This is a genomic window from Bradyrhizobium sp. (assembly GCF_049581145.1).
Lineage (GTDB): Bacteria > Pseudomonadota > Alphaproteobacteria > Rhizobiales > Xanthobacteraceae > Bradyrhizobium.
On the sequence record NZ_JBAURI010001149.1, the window covers coordinates 1 to 3763 of the forward strand.

2 protein-coding genes, 1 tRNA gene and 1 pseudogene are annotated in these 3763 nt (G+C 65.8%); 2 read left to right on the forward strand and 2 right to left on the reverse strand.

What is annotated here, in order from left to right:
• On the forward strand, nucleotides 1-1025 hold a 1025-nt coding region (locus tag WCB02_RS36620; protein WP_423966581.1), incomplete at its 5' end, for an ATP-binding protein.
• 398 nt (nucleotides 1026-1423) lie between these two features.
• A complete protein-coding gene (pncB, locus tag WCB02_RS36625) occupies nucleotides 1424-2728 on the forward strand; it encodes a nicotinate phosphoribosyltransferase (protein ID WP_423966583.1) in 1305 nt (434 codons plus the stop codon).
• Nucleotides 2729-3200: 472 nt separating this feature from the next.
• On the opposite strand, the gene WCB02_RS36630 is transcribed toward pncB, so the two are convergent.
• Nucleotides 3201-3275 (reverse strand) — tRNA-Gly (locus WCB02_RS36630).
• Between the two features lie 152 nt (nucleotides 3276-3427).
• Nucleotides 3428-3763, reverse strand: a pseudogene (locus tag WCB02_RS36635) (hypothetical protein); the annotation flags it as partial.

A 3763-nucleotide genomic window follows, 5' to 3' on the forward strand; every position in this document is an offset into this window, starting at 1 on the left:
GCATCGTCGCGATCCGGAAGGCCGCGGAGCGGGCGCGTGATCTGATCGACCAGATCATGGCTTTCGGCCGCCGCCGCGACAGCCACCGCAGGCTGTTGAGCCCACACCTGCTGGTCGCCGAAGCCGCATCGCTGCTGAATGTCTCGCTGCCGCCGGGGATCGAACTGGCGATCCATGAGCCGCCCGAGACGGCGCCGGTCTCGGGCGAGCCGGCGCAATTGCAGCAGGTGCTGCTCAATCTCTGCAACAATGCGGCCCAGGCCATGGAGCATGGCGGCCGCATCGAGGTGACGATCGAGATGCACGAGCTCCGGGAAGCCCGCTCGCTGAGCCATGACGATATCGCCCCCGGCCGCTATGTGTGCATCGCGGTTGCCGATCGCGGCCGCGGCATGGACGAGCCGACGCAGGCCCGGATTTTCGAGCCTTTCTTCACCACGCGTTCCTCCGGCAATGGCCTCGGGCTCGCGACGGCCCATGAGATCGTTCGCGAGCATGGCGGCGCCATGAATGTGCGCAGCAGCGTCGGACAAGGCAGCCGCTTCGAGGTATGGCTGCCCTGCGAGACGACCGCGACGATCTTGGAAGCGGCGGCGCCGCTGCCGCAGGTCGGACACGGCGAGACGGTCCTGCTGGTGACGAACGACGGCACGCGGCTGTCGCGCGACGAGGAGATGCTGGCGGCGCTGGGCTACGAGCCGGTGGGATTTTCGGCCGCCGGTGCGGCGCTCGCCGCTTGCCGGGCCCGGCCGGATCGGTTCGACGCCGTGCTCATCGGCCATCTCGGATCGACCGCGGCGTCGCTGGAGCTGGCTGCGGCATTGCACGCGGTCGCGTCACAGCTGCCGATCCTGCTGGCGACACGGTGCGCGGAATCGATTGCCGCGGACACGCTGGTCGGCACCGGTATCATCGACGTCGTGCACTGGCCGATGATCGCCGCGGAAATCGCCACCGCACTCAGACGCCGCGCCGCGCCGATGCCTGATCGCGCGATGTCGCTCCCGCTGCCGCGCGCGTCGTAGTCCTGCTGTGTCGCAAACCCCTCATGGTGAGGGGCGCGGTGCGCGTTTTCCGGCCTCATCCTTCGAGACGCTTGCCAACGCGGGCTTGTCACGACAACGGCGAAGCCGCTGCGCGGGAACGAGGCGACAAAGCTGTTGATGACGGGCGGCGCCAGCGTCTGGCTTGCGGGGCAAGAATGGGCGCCGTCCCACCATCTTCCACCCCCCCTTCCACCAGGCTTCCACCCCCCTGACCACGACCCCCTATAACCCCCGCGTGATGGAACACCCACCCCGCGCTTGAGGCGCAGTGCGGCGTTCCCGTGATGGGCTGCAGCCAGTCGCCGGCAGGACCGCGTGCAAAGCCACCGCCCGCAAAGCCACTGGCTGCGCCTCATCCGGCACGCTAAGCTTGCCGGATGGCAGTAACGGACATTGCGAGCAGGACCTATAATCACGGCTGGCGGCTCGATCCGATCGTGCGCAGCCTGCTCGATACCGATTTCTACAAGCTGTTGATGCTGCAGATGATCCGGGAATGCTACCCGGACCAGCGGGTGACCTTTTCGGTGATCAATCGCAGCCGCCATGTCCGGCTCGCCGAGATCATCGACGAGGGCGAGCTGCGGGCGCAGCTCGATCATGCGCGCGGCGTCCGCTTTGCCAAGAAGGAGCTGATCTGGCTCGCCGGCAATACGTTCTACGGCAAGACCCACATGTTCTCGCCCGATTTCATGAGCTGGCTCGCCAGCTTCCGGCTGCCCGAATACGAGCTGCGCAAGACCGAAGGTCAGTACGAGCTGCACTTCCACGGGCCCTGGGCGCACACCACGATGTGGGAGATTCCCGCGCTCGCCATTCTCAACGAACTGCGGGCGCGGGCGGTGATGAAGGGGCAGGGGCGGTTTGCGCTGGACGTGCTCTATGCCCGCGCCAAGGCCAAGCTCTGGACCAAGGTCGAGCGACTGCGCAAGCTCGACGGCCTGCGGCTGTCCGATTTCGGCACCAGGCGGCGACATGGCTTCCTGTGGCAGCGCTGGTGCGTCGAGGCGGTCAAGGAAGGTCTCGGACCGTCCTTCACCGGCACCTCCAACGTGCTCCTGGCGATGGACAACGATCTCGAGGCGATCGGGACCAATGCGCATGAACTGCCGATGGTGGCGGCGGCGCTCGCCAACGATGACGACGAGCTGCGCTGGGCGCCCTATCGCATCCTGGATCAATGGCGCCAGACCTATGGCGGCAATCTGCTGATCGCGCTGCCCGACGCCTTCGGCACCAAGGCCTTCCTGCGCGATGCGCCGGACTGGGTGGCGGACTGGACCGGCTTTCGCCCCGACAGCGCGCCGGCGATCGAGGCCGGCGAGGAGATCATTGCGTGGTGGAAAGAGAAGGGCCGCGATCCCCGCGACAAGCTTCTGGTGTTCTCCGACGCCATGGACGTCGACTCGATCGAGGAGACCTATCGCCGCTTCGCAGGCCGAGTCCGGGTCAGTTTTGGCTGGGGCACCAACCTGACCAATGATTTCGTCGGCTGCCCGCCGGGCGGCTCGGTCAATCTGGACCCGATCTCGATCGTCTGCAAGGTCACATCGGTCGACGGCAAACCGGCGGTGAAGCTATCCGACAATCCGGAAAAAGCCACGGGCGACCCGGCCGAGATCGAACGCTATTTGCGGGTGTTCGGCAATGCCGGCCGGATTCGGCACGCGGTCTTCGTCTGAGCGAGTTCGCCTGACGGCAGATGAGGGTTCGCGGTTGATCAGATCGCCCTACCAGTTCCACACAGGAAGATAGACCTCCCCTCCGTCCCAATACCGTATCACCGGCACGACCGGTGGCCCGTACGGATCGACCCGGTCATCCTGGGGGCGATAGCGATAGCGTGGAACGATATTGGAGTCCCAGTAAGGAACTGGCTCTCGTACGGATTTCGTCACGAGCAGCCTCACTCCCGGTTCACCGGCGACTTTGTGCTTTCGCGAATGGGCCGCGGCAGCAGGTATCCCCATGTTGGCCAGCATAAGGGCCGTCCCGAAAGCAAACGCCAGCGCCATTATCCTCATGCCTCGGCCTCCTTGCCACAGAGGCAAAGCAACGCCGACCCGCTCATGATCGTTCCACCTGCGCGGGGCGGAGACGGGCGGCACAGTCAGGCCCTTCGAACAAGGTCGCGGCTGCCATTGAAGAAACATTTGGAGCGGGCGAAGGGGCTCGAACCCTCGACCCCGACCTTGGCAAGGTCGTGCTCTACCACTGAGCTACACCCGCATCCGTAAGCGCTGGCGGCGACAACGCCGCCGGCAACCAACAGAGCTATGCCAAATGCGGCCGGTGAATGCAACAGGCGGAAAGCGGCTTTGAGAGGCGCCGGATCGCTGAAATCCGGAATAAAGACGGGAAATTGCGCCCAAAACGGCCCGTCAAACGGCCGCCTCGCCGGTGGCCCGGGGAACCCGCCTGCCGGGCGCTGCCAGCGGCGATTCGAGCCAGCCGGCAAACCCGCCGCGCACGGTCGCGGTCAGCTCGTCGCGCGGGGCCGGCTCACACTCGAAACGGGCGCGCCATTCGAACAAAGCGGTAATGGGCTTTTGCGATGGCTGGATTTCCGCTGCTCGAACCGCTATGCGGAGCATCGGCGGGGCCGGAAGCGGCTGCCACCCGATCTCCGACCGCCCGCTTCGAGGGCCAGCGCGGCGATTGAAATTTCCAGGCAAACCGCCACTTAAGGGACCGTTAGTTCTGAAAGCCGTCTCTGG